The organism is Pelovirga terrestris (assembly GCF_014773365.1).
Lineage (GTDB): Bacteria > Desulfobacterota > Desulfuromonadia > Desulfuromonadales > Geopsychrobacteraceae > Pelovirga > Pelovirga terrestris.
Genome location: NZ_JACWUN010000004.1, coordinates 186,528 through 206,309 on the forward strand (window position 1 = coordinate 186,528; position 19,782 = coordinate 206,309).

The 19,782-nt window shown below is 50.6% G+C and carries 18 protein-coding genes; 15 read left to right on the forward strand and 3 right to left on the reverse strand.

The features are described 5' to 3' along the window. Positions 1-50 precede the first annotated feature (50 nt). From nuoH to ICT70_RS05250, 13 genes are all read left to right on the forward strand, one after another. Entirely contained in the window at positions 51-1,112 is a 1,062-nt protein-coding gene (gene nuoH, locus ICT70_RS05190; protein ID WP_191154330.1) for an NADH-quinone oxidoreductase subunit NuoH, read from the forward strand. 24 nt (positions 1,113-1,136) lie between these two features. Continuing rightward, on the forward strand, positions 1,137-1,535 hold the full coding sequence (locus ICT70_RS05195; RefSeq protein ID WP_191154331.1) for a NuoI/complex I 23 kDa subunit family protein: 399 nt from the start codon (positions 1,137-1,139) through the stop codon (positions 1,533-1,535). A gap of 18 nt (positions 1,536-1,553) precedes the next feature. Next, positions 1,554-2,057: an NADH-quinone oxidoreductase subunit J gene (locus ICT70_RS05200; RefSeq protein ID WP_191154332.1), complete on the forward strand. Its 504-nt coding sequence runs from the start codon at positions 1,554-1,556 to the stop codon at positions 2,055-2,057. Positions 2,058-2,082: 25 nt separating this feature from the next. Beyond that, positions 2,083-2,385 carry an NADH-quinone oxidoreductase subunit NuoK gene (nuoK, locus tag ICT70_RS05205; protein ID WP_191154333.1) on the forward strand — a complete coding sequence of 101 codons (303 nt, stop codon included), beginning with the start codon at positions 2,083-2,085 and terminating at the stop codon, positions 2,383-2,385. Positions 2,386-2,428: 43 nt separating this feature from the next. Further along, on the forward strand, positions 2,429-4,393 hold the full coding sequence (gene nuoL / locus ICT70_RS05210; protein ID WP_191154334.1) for an NADH-quinone oxidoreductase subunit L: 1,965 nt from the start codon (positions 2,429-2,431) through the stop codon (positions 4,391-4,393). A gap of 49 nt (positions 4,394-4,442) precedes the next feature. Further along, positions 4,443-6,002: an NADH-quinone oxidoreductase subunit M gene (locus tag ICT70_RS05215; RefSeq protein WP_191154335.1), complete on the forward strand. Its 1,560-nt coding sequence runs from the start codon at positions 4,443-4,445 to the stop codon at positions 6,000-6,002. A gap of 39 nt (positions 6,003-6,041) precedes the next feature. After that, positions 6,042-7,502: an NADH-quinone oxidoreductase subunit N gene (locus tag ICT70_RS05220; protein WP_191154336.1), complete on the forward strand. Its 1,461-nt coding sequence runs from the start codon at positions 6,042-6,044 to the stop codon at positions 7,500-7,502. 95 nt (positions 7,503-7,597) lie between these two features. Continuing rightward, the gene (locus tag ICT70_RS05225; protein ID WP_191154337.1) at positions 7,598-8,950 is read left to right on the forward strand and encodes a UbiD family decarboxylase; all 1,353 of its coding nucleotides are present in this window, start codon (positions 7,598-7,600) and stop codon (positions 8,948-8,950) included. Continuing rightward, positions 8,947-10,764, forward strand: a complete 1,818-nt coding sequence (gene recQ, locus ICT70_RS05230) for a DNA helicase RecQ (protein ID WP_191154338.1) — start codon at positions 8,947-8,949, stop codon at positions 10,762-10,764. The genes ICT70_RS05225 and recQ overlap by 4 nt, the downstream gene beginning before the upstream one ends. A 21-nt stretch (positions 10,765-10,785) precedes the next feature. Next, complete coding sequence (xthA, locus tag ICT70_RS05235; RefSeq protein ID WP_191154339.1) at positions 10,786-11,616, forward strand: exodeoxyribonuclease III; 831 nt, start codon at positions 10,786-10,788, stop codon at positions 11,614-11,616. Positions 11,617-11,891: 275 nt separating this feature from the next. After that, on the forward strand, positions 11,892-12,269 hold the full coding sequence (locus tag ICT70_RS05240) for an SRPBCC family protein (RefSeq protein ID WP_191154340.1): 378 nt from the start codon (positions 11,892-11,894) through the stop codon (positions 12,267-12,269). 783 nt (positions 12,270-13,052) lie between these two features. Then, a complete protein-coding gene (locus ICT70_RS05245) occupies positions 13,053-13,736 on the forward strand; it encodes an ABC transporter ATP-binding protein (RefSeq protein ID WP_191154341.1) in 684 nt (227 codons plus the stop codon). Further along, complete coding sequence (locus tag ICT70_RS05250; protein WP_191154342.1) at positions 13,733-14,764, forward strand: ABC transporter permease; 1,032 nt, start codon at positions 13,733-13,735, stop codon at positions 14,762-14,764. Before ICT70_RS05245 ends, ICT70_RS05250 begins: the two co-directional genes overlap by 4 nt. A 131-nt stretch (positions 14,765-14,895) precedes the next feature. Here ICT70_RS05250 and ICT70_RS05255 read toward each other — a convergent pair whose 3' ends face one another. Further along, entirely contained in the window at positions 14,896-15,096 is a 201-nt protein-coding gene (locus ICT70_RS05255) for a hypothetical protein (protein WP_191154374.1), read from the reverse strand. A 228-nt stretch (positions 15,097-15,324) separates the two neighbouring features. Between ICT70_RS05255 and ICT70_RS05260 the strand changes: the two genes are divergently transcribed. Beyond that, on the forward strand, positions 15,325-16,842 hold the full coding sequence (locus ICT70_RS05260) for an ammonia-forming cytochrome c nitrite reductase subunit c552 (protein WP_191154343.1): 1,518 nt from the start codon (positions 15,325-15,327) through the stop codon (positions 16,840-16,842). 75 nt (positions 16,843-16,917) lie between these two features. Then, positions 16,918-17,388 (forward strand): NapC/NirT family cytochrome c, encoded by a 471-nt coding sequence (locus ICT70_RS05265; protein ID WP_191154344.1) that lies wholly within the window; start codon positions 16,918-16,920, stop codon positions 17,386-17,388. Between the two features lie 75 nt (positions 17,389-17,463). On the opposite strand, the gene ICT70_RS05270 is transcribed toward ICT70_RS05265, so the two are convergent. Then, positions 17,464-18,159, reverse strand: coding sequence for a response regulator (locus ICT70_RS05270; RefSeq protein WP_191154345.1), 696 nt, complete (start codon positions 18,157-18,159; stop codon positions 17,464-17,466). 8 nt (positions 18,160-18,167) lie between these two features. Beyond that, complete coding sequence (locus tag ICT70_RS05275) at positions 18,168-19,778, reverse strand: sensor histidine kinase (RefSeq protein ID WP_224746828.1); 1,611 nt, start codon at positions 19,776-19,778, stop codon at positions 18,168-18,170. Between the last annotated feature and the right edge of the window lie 4 nt (positions 19,779-19,782).

Below are 19,782 nucleotides of genomic sequence, written 5' to 3' on the forward strand. Positions count from 1 at the left end.
CGACTTAAAATCGGCAGCAATGCCATAGCTGAAGAAGGAAGAGGATGGTCATGACGCCAGAAGTTCTGACACTCTCGAACACACCGGTTCTATTTACCGTTGCGATGCTGCTTAAAATCGCGGTGGCCTTTGTGGTCATGATTTTAATTGTTGCTTATGCGACCTACGCCGAGCGTAAAATCATCGGACGTATGCAAACCCGCATGGGACCGACAATGACCGGGCCGAAAGGTTTGCTGCAACCGATTGCCGACGGGTTGAAACTCTTTTTTAAAGAGGACATGATCCCTTCTCAGGCGCATCCTTTTGCCTTTTCCCTGGCACCGATGATGCTTCTGGCCCCGTCTTTCGTCGCAATTGCTGTTATTCCTTTCGGCAGCGATCTCCACTTTACCTACGATGGTATCCAGTATGTTGTGCCGATGCAGATCACCGATCTGAACTTTGGTGTGCTGTTTATCCTTGCGATGGCCGGCTTGGGGGTCTACGGAATCGTTCTGGCAGGTCTGGCATCCAATAGTAAGTATGCCTTGCTGGGCGGCATTCGTTCGACCGCCCAGATGATTTCCTACGAACTGGCGGCCGGACTTTCCATTGTCGCCGTCTTCATGCTGTCGGAAACCTTGAGCCTGCGCGGCATCGTGCTGGCGCAGCAGGGACCTCTCTGGGGTATAGAAGCCCTGAAGTATATTCCCAACTGGTATATTTTTAGCCAGCCACTGGCTTTCGGTCTGTTTCTTGTTGCCTCGATGGCAGAGATCAACCGGACCCCATTTGACCTTCCCGAAGCAGAGACTGAGCTGGTTTCCGGGTTCTGTACGGAATATTCGTCGATGAAGTATGCCCTGTTTTTCATGGCCGAGTATGCCAACATGATTACTATTTCAGCCATCACCGCAACCCTGTTCCTCGGTGGCTGGAGCGGACCCTTCTATGGTTGGATGAACTTCCTGATCAAGGTCTTTGCGTTCATGTTCTTCTTTATCTGGATTCGGGCGACCTTCCCACGTCTGCGTTATGATCAACTGATGCATATGGGTTGGAAAGTTATGCTCCCCCTGGCGCTTGCAAATATCGTAATTACCGGTATTGCAGTACTGCTCTGGCAATAACCACAAGTTGCGTAGAGGATAGATATGTTTAAAGAGTTTGCCAAAGGCCTGAGTATCACGCTGAAGCATCTGCTGCCCGGGCATTCCACGACCGTGGAATATCCCAAGCAGAGACTGGAGATCGCCCCGCGCTTTCGTGGCCTGCATCGTCTGGTGCCTGCTCAGGACCGTGAAAAATGTGTCGCCTGTTATCTGTGTCCCACTGTCTGCCCGGCTAAATGCATTACGGTGGAATCGGAAGAGAACGAAAAGGGCGAAAAATATCCAAGAGTCTACGAAATCGATCTGCTGCGGTGCATTTTCTGTGGCTACTGCGTAGAGGCTTGTCCGGTTGAAGCTATCGAAATGACGAGCGCTTATGAACTGGCCAACTTCAAGCGTGGTGATTTTATGTATGACAAAGCACGTCTTCTCAAGTCGTAACAAGGAGCTGCGTACCCAATGGAAATTCTATTCTTTTATCTTGTTGCAGGGGTCGCGATTGTATCGGCATTTTTTGTTGTCAAATGCCGTAATCCGATTAACAGCGCTCTGAATCTGGTGACGACCTTTATTTGTCTGGCAGTTTTCTACGTTATGCTCGAGTCACCTTTTATGGCAGCTATTCAGATTATCGTTTACGCCGGTGCCATTATGGTGTTGATCATCTTCGTGATCATGCTGCTCAACTTCGGGCAAACGATCAAAGGGCGCTATACCCATGGTATCGCAGCGGGTGGACTGGTCTCTGTGCTGCTGATGTTGGTAGCCACCCAGCTGGTGCGTAGCGGTGATGCGACGGGAACCGGCGGACCGGTGACCAGTGCCATGATTGCTGAGGTTGGTCACACTGAGCTGATCGGACGGGCACTGTTCCTTGATTTTGTCCTGCCCTTTGAAATTGCCGGGGTATTGTTGCTGATCGCCATTGTCGGCGCGTTGATAATTGCCAAACAAAAAGTCTAACAGAGAACGACCTGGGAGATAAACCATGATTACTGTCACTCACTACCTAATGTTGAGCGCCATTCTGTTCGCAATAGGTACCCTTGGAGTCCTCACACGTAAAAATGCCATTGTCGTTTTTATGTGTATCGAGGTCATGCTCAACGCGGTAAACCTGACCTTTATCGCCCTGTCACGACATGTCGGCAACTTGGATGGTCAGATCTTCGTATTTTTTGTCATGACGGTTGCTGCTGCTGAAGCGGCTGTAGGTCTGGCGTTGCTTATTGCTTTTTACCGCAATAAAGAGACTCTCGACGTCGACGATTTTAATATGCTCAAGTGGTGATCCCTACCACATTTACGGGTGTTTCAGCTAATAGGAGAGTTTGATGTACGGTAATCTGTGGCTCATCCCATTCTTCCCGCTTCTTGGGGCGATAATTAATGGCCTGTTCGGCAAGAAGATCAAGAATGAAGCGGTCATTGGCGGTATCGGTACCCTGATGATCTTCCTTTCATTCCTGGTAGCGGTACAGAATTTCTTCAGACTGATCGGGGATACCGAAAAAGTCCATGAAATCGTCCTTGCTTCCTGGATGACGGTCGGCAACCTCCAGGTCAACTGGGAATTGTTGCTTGACCCTCTTTCTGCCGTGATGATTCTGGTGGTTACCGGGGTTGGTACCTTGATCCATCTGTACTCCATCGGCTATATGCATGGAGAGACCGGCTACTACAGATTCTTCAGTTATCTGAATCTATTCGCCTTCTCCATGCTGATGCTGGTTCTGGGCGGCAATGCTCTGGTCATGTTTATCGGCTGGGAGGGTGTTGGCCTCTGCTCCTATCTGCTGATCGGCTACTACTACGAGAAGAAAAGTGCCAGCGATGCCGCCAAAAAGGCTTTCGTTGTTAACCGTATTGGTGACTTCGGATTTCTCTGTGGACTGTTCATACTGTTCTGGGCCCTCGCCGGTCATGGTGTCTGGACCATCAACTTTGTAGAAATTGCTGCCAATGCTCATCTGCTTGAAGCCGGCGGGGCGCTGATCACTATTATCACCCTGGCATTCTTTCTCGGCGCTACCGGTAAATCCGCTCAGATCCCCCTCTTTACCTGGCTCCCGGATGCGATGGAAGGGCCAACTCCGGTTTCTGCTCTGATCCATGCAGCCACCATGGTTACCGCCGGTATCTATATGATCGGCCGGATGAACATCCTGTTCGCCATGGCTCCATCAACCATGATGACCATCGCTATTATCGGAGCAGCAACAGCATTTCTTGCCGCCTCTATCGGTTTCGCCCAGAACGATATCAAGCGCGTCCTGGCGTATTCAACGGTTTCTCAGTTGGGCTACATGTTCCTGGCTATGGGGGTTGGCGCCTTCTCGGCCGGTATCTTCCATCTGATGACCCACGCCTTCTTCAAGGCCTGTCTGTTCCTCGGTTCCGGTTCGGTGATTCATGCCATGCATCATGCTTACCACCACGCCCATCTCCATGATGATCCACAGGATATGCGCAACATGGGTGGTCTGCGCTCGAAAATGCCGATCACCTTCTGGACCTTCCTGTTGTCGACGATTGCTATTGCCGGTGTCCCACTCTTCTCCGGCTTCTTCTCCAAGGATGAGATTCTCTGGTGGTCCTTCGGTTCCACCGCCGGTCATCCGATCTTCTGGATTATCGCCGTCTGTGTCGCCGGTATGACTGCCTTCTACATGTTCCGTCTGGTGTTCATGACCTTCTTCGGTGCTCAGCGCACTGACCCCCGTGCTAAGGATCATATCCCTGAATCCCCCTGGACTATTACGGTCCCGTTGATGGTTTTGGCTTTCCTGGCGGTGGTTGGTGGTTATGTCGGGGTTCCGAAAATCCTCGGTGGTGGTAATCATTTTGGTAACTTCCTGGCACCGGTTTTTGGTCCCGCCCAGGAACTGCATAACCTGAATGCCCACGGTTCGCATGCCCTCGAATATACTCTGATCGCGCTGTCGGTCTGTATTGCCCTGTTCGGTATCTACATGGCCTGGTTGATGTACATGAAGAATCCAGCGCTTCCTGCCCAGTTTACTGCGAAGTTTGCCGGCGTCTATCGCTTTGTTTTCAATAAGTGGTACATCGACGAACTGTACGATTTTGTTTTTGTTAACCCCTGCAAGCGCTTTGGTACCTTCCTGTGGAAAATCTTTGATGTTCGTCTGGTCGACGGTATCGTCAATGGTTGTGCCTGGGTGGTTAAAGGAGTCGGGGCCGGTTTGCGTTACACCCAGACGGGTTACATGTATAACTACGCAGTGGCCATGGTGGTCGGCGTAGTCGTGATCGTCGGCTTTTATGTCTTTGGTTAATTGTTAATTCTGCCCGCGAATACGATAAAGCTACAAGGAGCGTTTCCACATGGCTGACAACCTTCTCAGTATTATGACTTTCTTCCCGTTGGTGGGTATGATTGCCCTCCTGTTTATCCCACGGGACAATGACGCAATGCTCAAGAGCTTTGCTTTGGCTGTATCTTTGATTACATTCTTAATCAGCCTTCCTCTGGCTTTTGACAATGTCTTCAAAACATCGGGCGGGATGCACTACCGTGAATTCTATGAGTGGATCCATGTTGGTGAATTTTTCCAGATGAATTACAACGTTGGGGTTGACGGCATCAGCCTGTGGCTGGTGATGTTGACGACCTTCATTATGCCGATTGCTATTCTGTCCACCTGGAATGCTGTCAAGAAAAATACCAAGGGCTTTATGGCGATGCTGCTGTTGCTGCAGACCGGAATGCTAGGCGCCTTTATCTCCCTTGATCTTTTCCTTTTCTACATTTTCTGGGAACTGATGCTGATTCCGATGTATTTCCTGATCGGGATCTGGGGTGGCTCTAACCGTATTTACGCGGCGGTAAAGTTTTTCATCTATACTGCTGTCGGTTCATTGCTGATGTTGGTCGGCATCATCTTTGTCTACTACTACGCTATCCAGTCAGGTTCACCGGTCAACGGCTTTGGGATTCAGGAATTCTACCAACTGGATATCCCTTATGGCGCACAATTCTGGTTGTTCCTGGCCTTTGGTTTCAGCTTTGCGATCAAAGTACCTATGTTTCCTCTGCATACCTGGTTGCCGGATGCCCATACCGAGGCACCGACTGCCGGTTCGGTTATTCTGGCCGCTGTACTATTGAAGATGGGTACTTACGGTTATGTCCGTTTTGCCATGCCCTTGTTCCCTGAGGCCCTGCAGACCTTCATTCCCTTTTTGGCCTTCCTCTCTGTTGTCGGTATTATCTATGGCTCATTAGTCGCTATGATGCAGGATGATGTGAAAAAGCTGGTTGCTTACTCGTCGGTTGCTCACCTGGGTTTCGTTATGCTCGGTCTGTTTGCCCTGAATATGCAGGGGATGGCCGGCGGTATGATTCAGATGATCAACCACGGTATCTCAACCGGCGCACTGTTCCTTATTGTCGGCTTTCTCTATGAGCGCCGCCATACCCGCCAGATCTCTGAGTTTGGTGGACTGGCCGGCAAGATGCCGATCTTTGCGACCATCTTTCTGATCATTACCTTCTCATCCATCGGTCTGCCCGGCACCAACGGTTTTGTTGGCGAGTTTCTGGCGCTGATGGGAGCTTTTGAGAGTGATCTGCGCTGGTACGCTGTTTTTGCTACCACCGGTGTTATTCTTGCCGCAGTCTACATGCTGTGGGTTTATCAGCGTATCATGTTCGGCAAAGTGACCAATCCGGCCAACGAGAATATCAAGGATCTTTCGGCGCGTGAAATTGTCATTATGGCACCGCTGTTACTGTTTGTTTTCTGGATCGGTATTTATCCCAATACCTTCTTTGACAAGATGAATCCCGCGCTTGAACAATTGCTCCAGCAGATAAACAACCAGCAGGTTGCCATCGTTGAAGTGGTGCAGCCTGTAGTTGCAAATGTAGTTGATACTAAATAATTGTTGATTGAATAAACACTGGTTCCGAGGAGCTGTTCGATGGAAAATCTGGTTCAAGAAGCCATCCAGAATGTGAACTTGCATGCCGTCATGCCATCCCTGATACTCTCAGTGGCAGGGATGGCACTACTTCTGGTTGCGGTCTTTTCTCCACGGGGTAAAACTGCACACATTGCCTGGTTGAGCATTGCTTCGTTGATTGTTGCGGGCATCGTTACCATCATGGGGTGGAATGACACCCAGTATGGATTTGCCGGATCGGTGCAGCTTGACAACTTTGCCGCCTTTTTCAGCATGATCTGTATTATCGCTGCCGGGCTAGCCATCCTGATGTCGGATGAATATCTCAAGCGCGAGAATTTCCCTGTCGGCGAATACTATCCGTTGATTCTGATCACCACGGCAGGTGCCATGTGGATGGTTTCAGGTACTGACCTGATCACCATCTTCCTTGGTCTTGAGGTTCTTTCAGTTTCACTTTACATCCTGGCCGGCTTCTTCCGTGATCAGGTCCGCTGTAACGAGGCAGGCTTGAAGTACTTCTTCCTCGGAGCCTTTTCTACCGGCTTCCTGCTCTATGGGATGGCCCTGCTTTACGGAGTCAGTGGAACAACCAAGGTTTATGATATCGCTGCCTATATTCAGGCTAACCCGGACACAACAACCAATGTCATGTTTGTTGCCGGCGGTCTGTTGATGCTGACCGGCTTTTTCTTCAAGATTGCCGCTGCACCATTCCATATGTGGACCCCCGATGTGTATCAGGGCGCACCCACACCGATCACTGCCTTTATGAGTGCAGGTCCAAAGGCCGCAGCCTTTGCCGCGCTGATTCGCGTCACGTTCATTTGTCTCGAAGGGATGCAGGATCATTTGACCACCGTGTTCTGGGTCCTGGCTGTTTTAACCATGACCGTCGGTAACCTGATTGCGTTGAATCAAAAAGATCTCAAGCGCATGCTCGCTTACTCTTCCATCGCCCACGCCGGTTACGCAATGGTCGGCCTGGTAGCCTGGAATGAGATCGGATCAGCCGGTATTCTCTTCTACATGCTTGTTTACACCTTCATGAATATGGGCGCCTTCGCGATCCTGATTCTTATCGGTCGCAGTGGTGAAGAAAATCTGACCCTGGATGGTGTCACCGGGCTGGGTTATAAAAAGCCGATGTTAGGTATTGCTTTCAGCATCTTCCTCTTTGCGCTGATGGGTCTTCCTCCAACTGCAGGATTTACCGGCAAGTTCTACATTTTTGCTGGAGCGATCAACTCCGGTTATATCTGGCTGGCGGTGCTGGGTGTGCTCAATTCGGCGGTATCCCTTTATTACTATCTGCGTATCATGATCTTTATGTACTTTAAAGAGCCGCAGGAAGACTACGCCTGGGTGAAAATTTACCCGGCCACTGCTGTGTCAATTGTGATTTCTGTCATCGGTGTTCTGTACCTCGGTATCGTCCCCGGTTCCATTATGCAGCTCGCGCGTATGGCAGGTTTCTGAGTAGTAGTATAAAATCCCAAAATGAAGCCCTTCAGTTCGCTGAGGGGCTTTTTTTTTGGTACACTGGATGATCTTTTTTACAATGGATGGTTTAAATGACGTTAAGATCATTTCTGCGCCAGCTGCTGATTGACAATCAAGTCAAAAGAATTACGACGGAGGTAAGCCCGGACCTTGAGCTTGCGGCGGTCTGCCGACGTGAATTCCTCTCTGCCTCAGGCGGTGATGCGCTGTTATTTGAGCAAGTCAAGGGGACTTCGGTTCAAATTGCAGCTAATCTGTTCGGTTCAAAAGCCCGATTGTTAAGCATGCTGGAGCTCAATGAAAAGGATTTGACACGTAAGATCAGGACCTTGATTGCAGCGGGGGAGCATGATGCGTTAACCAACCTGACCAATGCTTGTAATGCCTGCTCAATGGATTTTTCCGAGCCGCAATATCAGTACGAACAATTGACCTTGGGCGATATCCCGGCATTGCGTAGTTGGCCGGGAGAAAGAACCCGCTATTTGACCCTGGCCCTGACCCACAGCGTATCGCCGGTCACCGGGGTCAGCAACCTGGGGCTCTATCGTGCAGCGCTGGTAGCTGAAGGAAAAATCGCCCTGAATTTTGCTCCCTGCTCAGATATCGCTGAACATCTAAAGACTGCAGAACTTCGGAATGAGTCGCTGCCCGTGGCCCTGATTCTTGGGGCGGATCCGGCCCTGTTCTGGGCTGCAGCTGCCCCCTTGCCAACCGGCTGTAGCGAATATGGCTTCGCAGCAGTGTTAACCGGCCGATCATTCACCTTTTCGCCCTGTTTAACCCAACCGTTGGTGGCTCCGGCAAATGCGGAAATCGTCATAGAGGGCGAAATAAAACCAGGGGCAAGGGTCAAAGAAGGTCCTTTCGGCAACCATACCGGTCAGTATGTTGAGCGCGAAGATTGTCCGCTGATGGAGGTCACAGCGATTCGCCACCGACATCAGCCCATCCTCCCGGTCACCGTCGTTGGTCCTCCACCGAGCGAGAATGTTCAGTTGGCAAAACTCAACGAACTGCTGCTGCGCGAAATGTTATTGTTTGACGTTCCGCTGGTTGCTGATCTGGTTATGCCGAAAATGACAGCATTTCATGGCGTGGCGGTTGTTGCCGTCAGACCCTGTTCCGCTACGGCGGTTACGGACCTGATTCGCCGGTTGCGCACGGTGTCCAGCCTCAACCGATCCCGGCTGCTGATACTGGTGGATGATGATATCAATATTCACGACTTCAACCTGAGTTGGTGGCGTACCCTTAACATGCTGGCCCCGGAGCGTGTCATCACCACCGGTAAGGGGTTGATCATCAACGCAACAGGGATTGACCGCGATCAACTGGTGACGGAAGATCGGACGACGACTGCTTTGGTCGAAAATCGCCACTATCAGATCTCGAAGGAAGCGCCGGAGAATTTACAACCATGATAGATTCCCGTGATGATGAGCGTGCACTGGCATTGTCGACGCTGCAGCAGGTGTTCGGTTATCAAAATTTCCGAGCCCAACAGGAAGATGTCATTGTCAGTTTGATTGGGGGACGTGATGCCTTTATCCTGATGCCGACCGGCGGTGGCAAGTCGATTTGTTTCCAGATCCCGGCCCTGATCAGGTCGGGAGTGACGATCGTGGTTTCGCCCCTGATTGCTCTGATGAAAGATCAGGTCGACAACCTGGTTGCCTTGGGGGTGCGCGCTGCCTGCTATAATTCGAGCCTGACGGCGGGCGAAGGGCGAAACGTCCTGGATCAATTACATCAGGGCCGGCTTGATCTGCTCTATGTCGCCCCGGAGCGCTTGATGAGTGATGACTTTCTGAACCTTTTGAGAGGGTTAACTCCGGCTCTGTTTGCTATTGATGAGGCCCATTGTATCTCCCAGTGGGGTCATGATTTCCGCCCGGAATATATTCGGTTGGGCCAGTTACGTTCCCTCTTCCCCGCCGTGCCGATCGCGGCCCTGACGGCAACCGCTGAAAAACAGACGCGAGCAGATATCATCAACTGCCTGCAGCTGAAGGATCCATATCGGGTCGTTTGTGGATTTGATCGGCCCAATATCCATTATAGCCTGGTCGATAAAGTAAAGCCTTATCAGCAGCTCTGTGAGTTTCTCCTGCGCTATAGCGAGCAGTCCGGAATTATTTATTGTTTAAGTCGTAAGCGGGTCGAGGAGGTTGCCGATAAGTTAAGCCGGGACGGCTATCAGGCGGCTGCCTATCATGCCGGTCTGGCCCCCGAGGTACGGCGGTCGGTGCAGGAGGATTTTCTGCGCGATGATGTACAGATTATTGTCGCGACCGTGGCGTTCGGCATGGGCATCGACAAGCCTAATGTGCGCTTTGTCGTTCATTACGACCTGCCGAAAAATATCGAAGGCTACTATCAGGAAACCGGTCGTGCCGGCCGTGACGGCTTGCCGGCAGAGGCTCTGCTGCTGTTCGGTTACGCTGATATCGCATTGTTGCGTGGCTTCGTGGAAAAAAACAACGACCCGGAGAAGCTGCGCACCGAGTTGCATAAACTCAATGCTATGGTCGCTTTTGCCGAAGCGGGGATCTGCCGCCGGCGGGTCCTGCTCGGTTATTTTGGCGAGGTGATCGACGCGGACTGCGGTAACTGTGATAATTGTCTGAATCCACCCGAACAATATGACGCTACTGAATATGCGCGCAAGGCGCTATCCTGTGTCTACCGGGTTGGCCAGAATTTTGGCATGGGACATGTGGTCGATGTCTTGCGGGGGGCGGAAAATCAACGGATCAAAACCATAAAACATGATCGGCTCTCAACCTATGGCATAGGTCAGGATGTCAGCCGGGACGACTGGAATCACTTGCTGCGTCAATTGATTCAGCTGGGCTACCTGGAGCAGGATGTCGCCCGTTACTCGATCCTGAAGCTGACCGAGCAGGCACGCCCCTTGCTGCGCGGTGAAGAACGACTTAAGCTGTGCAAGCCGCGAACCAGGGTTCAGCGGGGCAAAAAGAAAGAACACAAGATAAAGGGGCAGAACTACGACCCGGCGTTATTTGAAGAGCTACGCAGGGTACGTAAACAGATAGCTGACCGTGACGGCGTTCCACCCTATGTGGTATTTGGAGATGCGAGTCTGGCGGAAATGGCAGTTGCATTGCCGACCAGTCAGAGCGAACTGATGGCGATCAATGGTGTTGGACAGGTGAAGCTACAACGTTACGGTAATGATTTTATCCAGGCGATCAACGGCTTTCTCTGCCGTTAACCTTAGCGTCCGGGAGGTATCTTGAAAATCATCTCATTTAACATCAATGGCTTACGGGCCCGTTACCATCAGTTACAGGCGCTGGTCGATAAGCATGATCCCGACATTATCGGTCTGCAGGAGACCAAGGTTCACGACAGCGAATTTCCTCACGAGCAGTTGGCGGCCATGGGTTATCATATTGTCCATCATGGGCAGAAGGCGCACTATGGGGTGGCAACCCTGTCACGCCGGCAGCCCCTGTCGGTGATGAAGGGATATCCCAATGAAGATCCGGAACATCAACGGCGAACCCTGATCACCGCCTATCAGCTGGCCGATGGCACCTGCGTAACAATCGTTAACGGCTACTTCCCGCAAGGGGAAAGTCGTCATCATCCGGTGAAGTTCCCCCATAAACATGACTACTACCAAAATCTGCATAAATGGTTGACCAATGAAGCTGACCCGGAAGATCAGTTGGTGGTTCTCGGGGATTTGAATGTGGCACCGACAGATGCGGATATCGGTATAGGAGAAGAGAATGTCAAGCGCTGGCTACGTACCGGAAAATGCAGCTTTCTGCCGGAAGAACGCAGCTGGTATGAAAAACTTTACCGTTGGGGTTTGCAGGATACCTGGCGGACACTGCACCCGGAGGTGAGCGATCAATTCAGTTGGTTCGATTATCGTTCCCGCGGCTTTGAAGCCGAGCCCAAGCGCGGCCTTAGGATCGATATGATCCTGGCGACCAGCAAGTTGCAGCAACGCTGTATCGCGGCTGGTATTGACTATGAACTCCGCAGTATGGAAAAACCGTCGGACCACTGCCCGATCTGGGCCGAATTTGCGTTGTCGACAGAAGTTGAATAGCACAAAGAATAAGTTTCTGTTCGGAAACGGCTCTTTTCCGTCATACCAATCTCCCTCCGTGTAACCATTATGTTCAGGTGAAATGTTCTGATTTATCGTCAAATTCGACGATAAAGAAACGAATACTCTAACTAGAGCCTGTCCCATTTAGCGCAAACGCCCTGTCCGTCTGCGATAGCAGGATAAAATAATCCACTATAGGAGGCATTTTTGCCTCCTATAGTGGAAACAGATGCCTTATAATTTTGTCACCACAACGAAACCAAAGGCGTCCTATGAAAACTATCGCATTTCAAACTGAACTTCGTCCAGAACTTCCTGTTGTTTTCGGTGCAAAAGATTATCGTGAGTTTCGCGAGACGATCGAAGAGGTCGATCATTTTCTTACGGCTACGGGCATCGAACATCGTCTGCTCGTCGCCCATTTGACCTCTGCAGAAGACGCTTACCCTGAAAAACAGCGCCGTGGCAGCTCCGAGGCTCGCATCAGCATTTTCAAAAACGCCTACCTTGGAACGCCTCTGAGAAGCAAAGGCTTCGCAAACCGCAAGACCCGCATTGAATGGCGCATCCTGGCGCACAACCTCTGGAAGTTGGCACACATCGCCGTACAAAACCGGCAAACAGCTACGGAACATAAAGAAGCCGCCTGACGGATCGACGTCCCGTCAAAATCGCAAAGGGAGATGTCCGTCTAAAATCGTAGGGCGTGCCCCCAAATCAACCCTCTTTTGCAGAGTGACGGTTTCTGCAGTCTACCAAAATCGCTACTCCACCTGTCCCTTAAAAATTCGACTAATTGGGACAGACCCTACCTACCAAAACACGCTATTAAAAACAAGCCTTTTATTGTAACAAAAAGGAGCAGAATGAATTCCTTCAAGTCAGCGGAATTGTCAAAGAACAGATCGATGGCCACCTCTTTGCGCTGCTTCCATCAAACGTACTTGAGGGAAGGGGGTGGCCGCCAAATATGACGGTTGCGTCAAGTTAGACGGATACCTCTGACGGAATTCCCTTCAAACACCTCTGCCACATTTCTTTTTGTCGCAAATAATCGAATAGTTACTCCAACAGAGCCGACCATGTAGCGGCGGCACGTCCATTGCGATATTAGTATGTTTACCGAGCAGAAAAAGTGCCGCACGCTGGGTAGCATCTTGGGTTGTTCGGTGAGGTGAAAAAAAGATGTTAACAACCATCGAAAAAGGAGCTGACATGGGTTTTGTAATAGGTGTTTTAGTCGTCGTGATTCTGGTTATTGTCGTAGCGAGAATAATTTAATCGGGCAGGATTGGACAGTCCTCGAGTTTGTGCTTAGAGAAAGATCTTTCCCGCCGTCTTGGAGTTTGTTGACGATCTCTCAGCTGTATTGCGGAGCTGAGAGGTCGCGCATTTATTCCAAACAGAAAGCATCAACAGGTGCGTATGGGTTTATGCAAATAGAAGTTGAGGAATTGACAAAACTCTATGATCTGAAAAGGGGGCTCCAGCCTACCAGCTTTTCCGTCAAAAAGGGAGAATTGATCGCCGTTGTCGGTCACAACGGCGCTGGCAAATCAACCCTGATGAAAATGCTGGCGGGATGGATTTTGCCCGACAACGGACAAGCAACGATTGACGGTATCGTCTTGAGAAATCGAATGGCGGTTGTTGAAAAGGTCGGATTTGTTCCAGAGATTCCTAATCTTTTTGATTTCTTCACCGTTGAATATAATCTTAAACTCTTCGCTTACCTCTTCCGAACACCCTTTTCGCGGGTTGATGAGGTTCTGAGGGAGTTTAATTTGCTGTCGTTTCGAAACAACAAAATACAGACCCTGTCAAAGGGCTTGAAACAAAGGGTCAATATTGGGCGGACCCTGTTGGCAAATCCTTCGGTACTGCTGTTTGACGAGCCGACATCGGGTCTCGATTTTGAAATGACGAAAGAGCTCTACCGGTTATTAAAGAATATCCATGATGATGGGAAAACCATATTTTTTACCTCCCATCGGCCTGAAGAAATTAAAACCCTGGCGACCCGCATCATGGTTTTGCACGATGGCAGTCTGATCTTCGACGGATCTCCGAAGGACTACTTTCAATCTGAAGTGTATGTAAATTTGTATGCGCTATGATCAGAAATATTCTCATTCTGACATTAAACGATTTAGCTATCGCCATCAAGAACAAGTCTATATACCTCATCATTTTCATTCCTTTCTTTGTTTTTGTTACTTTAAAACTCATAGACAGTCCCAGCATTGATGAAATTCCGGTAAAAATAGGTTTCATTCAAAATGAAAACTATGCGCCTGAAATTATGCTAACCGTTAAGGCTGCCGGACAGATCATTAAAGTAACCTGGGTTCAAGATCTGCAGGAGGGAGTTCAACTACTAAAAGAAAAAAAAATCGATGGGGTTTTGCTCCGAAATACAAATAAGCGCGACAGCCTAAAACTTCTGGTTCTAAAAAAGGAATCTTTTCATACCATTGTTATTGTAGAAAAATTTTTGGCTTTACAGAAAGCAGCGGAAGGTTATCGGGACGCCTGGATCTCCGACATTGAAGAACTTTACGACGGTGGCATCCAAAGGCAGGCGTTGCCAACCTGGATTTTGATGCTCGTCCTGCTCATCGGCTTTATTATTCTTCCCGCTCAAGTCGCTGAAGAAAAGGAAAAAAGGCTGATACTGGCGCTCCTTCAGACACCGATCCGCGAAGTTGAATGGCTGATAGCCAAAGTGCTGACGGGTATGCTGTTGACCCTGGTTGCAATCTTGCTCCTTCATATTTTAAGCGGTTTCGGGGTAGTACATGTGCCTTCTTATATGGCTTTCATCGCTGTCGGCGGGTTTTGCTTCAGCGCTTTTGGGGTTTTTCTGGGTTTTCTCTGCCGCAACCAGGCAAGTGCCAGAACCCTCGGTGTGGTCTTTTATCTACCACACCTGTTGCCTTCCGCTCTGTCCGATTTTTCGCAACAATTATCTGCTATTGCCCCCTTGCTGCCGTCCTATCAATTTTACGGCCCAGTTAAAACCATCCTGCTGGAAGAAGGCACAATAGCGAACCTGTCATTTGAATGGGGATATCTGTTACTGGTGGGAGCGCTTGCCTTTTACCTCTCCAGCATATTGCTGAAGAAGCGCTGGTTGATGAAATAATAGTTTTTGTTTGAGAAATCGTTTCGTCACATTTTACATTTCTGCTGAATATGCCGGATAAAGCTGATGGCTTGCCCCCTCTTGCTTCCATTCACTTATAGTTTTCTTAACTAAATCAGTCAGTTATAAATTCATCGTCTGTCGCCATGGTTGTTACCATAACGGCCTGCCTGAGCATGTTTGCGTAAACAAGCAACCCATAGAAAAGGCCCCGCCAACGCTTCCAGTGCCAACGGTTCACTGCGGAAGATCTTTTTGATCGAGGTGATGCCGTAGCGTTCTTCGGGGATACTACGGCCACAGTTGGGTGGGTTGATGAGCAGGATTCGCATAATTTTTTTTACCAGAAAAGCAAAAAAAGACAAACAGGAAAGATCTGTTAAAATTCAAGATAACATTTACATCACCTTTACATCGATATCGGTATGCTGATGATCAGGATTCCATCATCAGTAAAATGGACGCACAAATTCATGACAAGGAGGTGATGATTTCGTGCTGAGCTAAGGCGTCCCTTACTGCCACGTACTAAATGACCATTCTTCTAAAGAGAGGTAACGATGAAAAAACTTATCGCGTTAATGGCCATGCTGCTGCTGGCTGCCGGCTCAGTTGCTTTTGCCGAAGTTACTTATGAGGCGGTTCAGAAGGTTGATGTGAGCCATCAGAGCAGTCTCAAGTTCAAAAACCTGCCCCAGTACCAGTCTTACCAGAAAAATAACGAAGATACCCAGATGACCGAGTATGGTGGTTCTGTGCCCCATCGCAAACATGATGACTTCAGCCCGCTGCCAAAGGGCTACAGGCACGCTCAGCCTTACCTGAAAAACCTGTGGCTGGGCTACCCCTTCAGCTATCAGTATGACCGTGCCCGCGGCCATACCTATGCTATTGATGACGTCTTCAAGATTGACCGGATCAATCGTTACAGCGAAAAAGCCGGTCTGCCGGCGACCTGTATCAACTGTAAAACCAACACCATTCCCGACTATGTCAATGCTTTTGGGGATGCTTTCTGGTCCTCTGAATTCCACAACTATCGTCCAGCTCATGACGGCAAGATGAACTCCATTGGTTGTACCAACTGTCACGACCAGGAAAACAACTTCCGTCTGGCGATTACCAGCTTTCCGTTGGACGAAGCTCTCAAGCGCCAGGGCAAAGACTGGCGCGAAGCCTCCCGTGATGAAATGCGGTCCCTGGTTTGTGCCCAGTGCCATGTTGAATATTATTTTGAGACCGGCGTACACGGCGTTGCCGCCAAGCCCCATTTCCCTTGGGATAATGGCATGAACCCAGACGATATGTATGAATTTTACAGTAATGGCGAGCCCACCCCTGATGGTTTTAAGGGTGCCTTTGTTGACTGGACCCATGCTGTTTCCAAGACCCCGATGCTGAAAACCCAGCATCCCGAATATGAGATGTATTCGGATAGTATTCATGGCGCTAATGGTGTTTCTTGTGCCGACTGTCACATGCCGCGTATCAAATCCGGCCCGGCCACCATCTCATCACACCACTGGACCTCACCGCTTAAGGATGATGTCGGCATGAGCGCCTGCATGGGTTGCCACGGTGACAAGACCCCTGAGTTCATGAAGGGGCGCGTCGAATACCATCAGGAAAAAGTCTGGAAGCAGCTGAATATTGCTCAGGAAAAGTCGGTGCGTGCTCATGAGGCCGTACGTCTGGCGATGGAATATCCGAACCTGGCGCTGCCCAACGAGACCATCATCAATGAAGCGCGGGAGCTGGTACGTAAGGGGCAGTGGTTCTGGGATTATGTCTCGGCAGAAAACTCCGCCGGCTTCCATAATCCGAGTAAAGCGCTGGAAACTCTGGCGTTGTCACAGCAGTACAGTGATCAGGCAACCCAGCTGGCGATTCGCGCCACCGATTACGCTATTGCCAAGGATCTCGATAAGCCGATCAACGAGCTGGTGCCACCGATCAAGGAGCACAGCCGCAAGCTGCAGCAGAGCCAGGCACACCTGGATTCCCACCCCTGGTTGGGATATCTGCCCCTGTTGCCCGAAGCTGAGCTGATCTGGAACGGCTACGAGAGAGTGAAATAGGCCGCAACCAACGCCACATCGATTAACCAGTCGGGGCAGAGGCGGACACGCCTCTGCCCTGAAAGGGAGTTACTTATGAAACAAAAAAGCTCAATCGTCTGGATCGTGGTCGTGGTGGTTCTGGCAGTAGTGCTGCTGGCAACCTGGGGCTTGGCCGCGAAAACGTCAACGGATAATTTTTGTGTAACCTGCCATGCCTACGAGAAGGTTTCTTGGGATCATGGCCAGCACCCTGACATCGGCTGTATTGCCTGTCACAGCAAAGGAATCATCAAGGATAAAACCGCCGGTATGCGTAAAGTCTACCTGACCCTGACCGATCAGGTTGATCCGCACCGGGACAATCTGCCCAGTTACCTGGAAAAAACCCATGAGAACTGTGTTGCCTGTCATATGACGGAAGAAATCGTCGAGATGCTGCCACACTTCAAGGCGCGGCACGATGAGTACCTCAAGGCCACCCCGACCTGTATGGGATGCCATGATGCCGGTCACACCCTCAAGCTCAAGGATCTGCGTAAAGAAGGCAGTCGTTTGCGGATCTGATCTGTTTTACCATTAAATACAAGGTATCAACGCCCCCGTTTCCAGTTGAAACGGGGGCGTTGTGCTCTTTTCATGTCAGCCTTCGAAGCGGTAACCCTGCCCCAGTACGGTGACAATAAATTTCGGTGCGGCCGCATCATCTTCCAACTTCTGCCGCAGATGCTGGATATGAACATCAATGACCCGACTCCAGGAATAAATCGGCGAGTCTTTCCACAGGGTACGTCGGATTTCTTCCCGGGTTACCAGACGACCGCGATTCTCGACCAGAAAGGTGAGCAGCTGAAACTGCTTGGGGGTCAGGGCGACCGACTCGCCGCGCAGGGTGACCTGGTGATTACCGATGTCCACCAGCAGATCGCCTGCACAGATGGTACGCGCAGGTTCTGTCGCAGGAGTCTGTCGCAGGCGGGCGCGAATGCGGGCCAGCAGTTCACAGGTTTCAAAGGGTTTGACGACATAGTCATCGGCCCCGGTTTCCAGTCCGATGATCTTGTCCTGCAGCTTATCCCGTGCGGTCAACATGATGACCGGTATCTGCGGATGGATCGCCTTGACCTCCTCACAATAATCCAGGCCGTCACCGTCGGGCAGGGTCAGATCGAGGATAATCAAGGCGGGAACAGTGCTTTTAATAATATTGCGGGCTGCCGTCAGATCGGCGGCCGTGATGACATTGAAACCGTGCAATCCGAGGTTCGCTTTTAGAACGGTGCGAATATCGGCATCATCATCAACGGCCAGCAGGGTTGTTTTCTCGCTGTTGCTCACGAGGGCATCTACTCCTTATTGTGGGAATGAAGAGGCAGGGTGAAGTAGACACAAACACCGCTTCCTGCATCGGGGTCAGTAATGCCGATGGTGCCGCCATGGGCGCTGATAATGGCGCGACAGATGGCTAGCCCGAGGCCGCTTCCCCCCTTGTCGCCGGAGCGGTAGAATCGCTCAAAGACTTTTTCTCGTTGTTCCATCGGTATGCTTTTACCCAGATTGCACACTTTCACCTGAATGACATCCTCTTTTGCTCCGGCACAGACGGTGATGGCAGTACCTTCCCCGGCAAATTTGACGGCGTTACCGAGCAGGTTGGTCAGCACCTGGCGCAGCCGATCTTCGTCGGCTTCAATGTGGGGCAAATCAGGGGGAAGGGGACAAAGGTCAAGACGGTGATGTGCGGCATCATAGGTAAAAGACTGGATACTTTCGTTGATGATGTCAACCAGATTGACCTGGGTCAGGTTCAGGGCTCGCTCGGCTCCGGTTTCGATATATTCAATATCAAGCATGGTTTGCACCATGCGGATCAAGCGATCGGTATTTTTCTGGGCAATTTCAAAAAATTCCAGGAGATCGTCAGGGGGGGAGGCGGTGGTTGTTGTTTTTTGTTTCAAGCGCGCGGTGATATATTCCATCGCCCCCTTGATCGACGTCAGAGGAGTGCGCAGTTCGTGGGCGGCTCTGGCCAGAAACTCTGATTTGCGTTCACTGGCGGTGTAAATCTGCTGATTGAGATGCTGCAATTCTGCCGTGGCGTTACGGATCTTGTCTTCAAGACCCTGTTGATAATCGGACAGGCTGGCGGCCATTTCTTCAAAAGAGCGCGATAACTCTTCGAATTCATCACCGCTACGAACAATGGCTCCGGGTGGCGGTCCTTTTTCCGAAAAATGGCGGATCGAGGTGGTTAACTCATCCACCGGAATCAGTACCATGCGGCGCAAAAAAAACAGCAGAGTGCTGCTTAAAAAAATCACCAGCAGCAGCATAACACCAAACATCAGGTTGCGATTGGCTTTGGCTTCGGCAAAGATCTTGCCCAGGGGCAAGGTGACGCTGATGGCACCACGAACGCCGCCGACCTCATAACCGCTATGGCAGGAAAGGCACGCCTCCTCGACATAGAGCGGTGAGATATAGCGCAGGTAGGCAACCCTGTCCATTTCCTCCATGGCAATGATTTCCTGCAACGGTTCGTCTTCAAAGCGCAATAGTGCGGCACGTTCAAATTCGTCGGGAAAGTTCTCCGGATTGGTCAGTTGCAAACTGGTGATATGGAACCAGTAAAGCTCTTTTTCGCGGGCATAACTGACCAGTTCCTTGGTGACCATGGCCGGGGTTTTCCGGGCATAGCGCCGTGCCTCGGAGCTGACGCTTTCGGGCTGAGCCGGCGGTCCTTCCTGGGCCCAGGGAAGCTGTTCGACAAAAACGCCGCCATGATCGGCGATCCAGCGCCGCATGATGACAATCTGCTGGAAAATCGCCCGCGCCTCATTTTCCGCCTGACGGATGATCAATTGTTGCTGACGTTCATTAATGATGTAAAAAGTACTGCTCAAAGAAACCAGCAGAATCAGACTGCAGCCGATCACCAGTTTGTAGCTTAGACTCATGCGC